Annotated in this window: 1 protein-coding gene; it reads right to left on the bottom strand. The window is 63.7% G+C overall.

Annotation, left to right across the window (positions count from 1 at the left end; translation table 11 throughout):
- Positions 1 to 185: 185 nt before the first annotated feature.
- The gene (gene ltrA, locus AB1451_16880; protein ID MEW6684569.1) at positions 186 to 1,556 is read right to left on the bottom strand and encodes a group II intron reverse transcriptase/maturase; all 1,371 of its coding nucleotides are present in this window, start codon (positions 1,554 to 1,556) and stop codon (positions 186 to 188) included.
- Between the last annotated feature and the right edge of the window lie 409 nt (positions 1,557 to 1,965).

Here is a 1,965-nt window from a genome sequence, read left to right as displayed (position 1 = left end):
GCCCTCATCCCCAACCTGGATGGGGTGACCCTCCTTCCCCTGGCAAGCCTGCGCGGAACGTAACGCTCACCGCGTCCCGCAACCGTCGTCCGGAAGCGGGATAGGGGACGGTCAGATTCTCTGACCGCTCCCCTCCCACACCACCCGGCATGCGGGTCCGCACCGGGCGGTTCGAGAAGTTGAGGTTATGAGAGTCGGGGAACGCCGATCCGGTCGAAGTAAGCAATCGGCATGGCGCGGTTCAGTGCCAGACGGCTGTTATGCCACCATCGGCGACTGTTCCTCGCAACCCTTAGGGCGTCCATCTCTGACGCCCCCAGTGCCAACAACTCCCGATACATCGTCTTTCCCCGCCGCCAGTGCTTGAGCTGCAATGCCCGCAACCGGTGCCGTATCCACTCGTCGAGTTCCCGGAACATCTTCGGCGTCTGCGCCAGTTGGAAGTAGCGCTTCCAGCCGGGCAGGTAACTCCTGAGGTGTTCCGCCACCTCCGGCAAACTCCGTCCGCAGGAGCGGCGCGTGATTTGCCGGATGCGCTGTTTGAAGCTCTCCAGTGCCTTCCTTGCAACGCGGTACCGGACCTGACCGCCGGGACCATACCAGAAGCTGTATCCCAGAAACTTGCGGCTAGAGGCCGGCGCCACCGCGCTCTTGGCTTCGTTGACCTTCAGATGGAGTCGGGCGTAGAGTCGGCGCAGACCGGCCAGCACCCGTTCCCCCGCGCGACGGCTGCGTACATACACGTTGCAGTCATCGGCGTAGCGAACGAAGCGATGGCCGCGCCGTTCCAACTCCCGGTCCACCTCGTCGAGCAGTACGTTGGCCAATAGCGGCGACAACGGTCCGCCTTGCGGCGTCCCTTCGTGCCGATCCATGACCACACCACCATCCATCACCCCGGCCGCAAGGTAATATCGGATCAGACGCAGCACAGCCTTGTCCTCGATCCGCCTCGATAGCCGTTCCATCAGGATGTCGTGATTGACCCGGTCGAAGAATTTCTCCAAATCCACATCCACCACCACGCGATAACCATCCTGCACGTGGCGCCGCGCCATCCGCACCGCATCGTGCGCTCGGCGCCCGGGGCGAAACCCGTAGCTGTGATCGGAGAACGTCGGGTCGATCTGCTCTTGCAAGACTTGCAGCAGGGCTTGCTGGATCAGTCGATCCGTCACCGTCGGTATCCCCAGTTCCCGCTCGCCGCCGCCAGGCTTGGGAATCCGCACGCGCCTGACCGGCTCCGGCCGGTAGGTCCCGTTCAGAATCGCTTCCCGAATCGTTGGCCAGTGAGTCTTGAGGTGCTCCGCCGTTGCGGCGATCGATAATCCGTCCACCCCGGCACTGCCGCCGTTGGCTCTGACGCGCTTCCACGCCCGAGCCATGTTCTCTCGCGCCAGAACCTGCCGCAACAGATCCTCGCGCCCCGAGCTCCCGTCTCCATCTCGCGCCGTCCGCGTTTCACCACGAACCGGTTCGGGCTCGGCTTCACCTACCCCTCTTCCGGTGCGCCCCGGCAATCCGGGCATCTGGTGCGTGACGCGTGCGAGCGACATGGCCGTCGGCTCTCCTTCTCGTTCGGTCCTTCGTCCCGTCCCGGCGACTACTACGACCTCTGCTGACTTCTCGCTCCGGACCCATTCCGTCGCCCTTTCAGGCATAAGGCGAGATCTCCCCAGGTAAGAACGCACTCCTTCACTGCACAACCGCCGAATTTACGCCGCTTCGCCTTGATCACGAGAGCTTCGCGGTTTCGTGCCCGCTCGCCCTGCTCAGCAGCGCCTTCTATCCGGTTCTTGTCCATCGGCTCGCAGCTTCGCTCCACGCTTCCTCCCTACACTCGGTCGCCCTCGTGCAGTTGCGCTTCACTTCGTTCGCCGTGATCAACTTACGGTGGGACTTGCACCCACAAGAGTGCGCCCATGCTGGGCGCACACGAAAAAGAGTGCGGCCCTAAGGGCGGCA

This window comes from Nitrospirota bacterium, assembly GCA_040757335.1.
GTDB lineage: Bacteria > Nitrospirota > Nitrospiria > 2-01-FULL-66-17 > 2-01-FULL-66-17 > JBFLXB01.
The sequence above is the reverse complement of the archived record's forward strand: the minus strand, read 5'-3'. Positions and strand labels throughout refer to the sequence as shown.

Bases quoted from the DNA above. Each gene is read 5' to 3' on its own strand.
- ltrA (MEW6684569.1), bottom strand. From the start codon at position 1,556: ATGTCGCTCGCACGCGTCACGCACCAGATGCCCGGATTGCCGGGGCGC.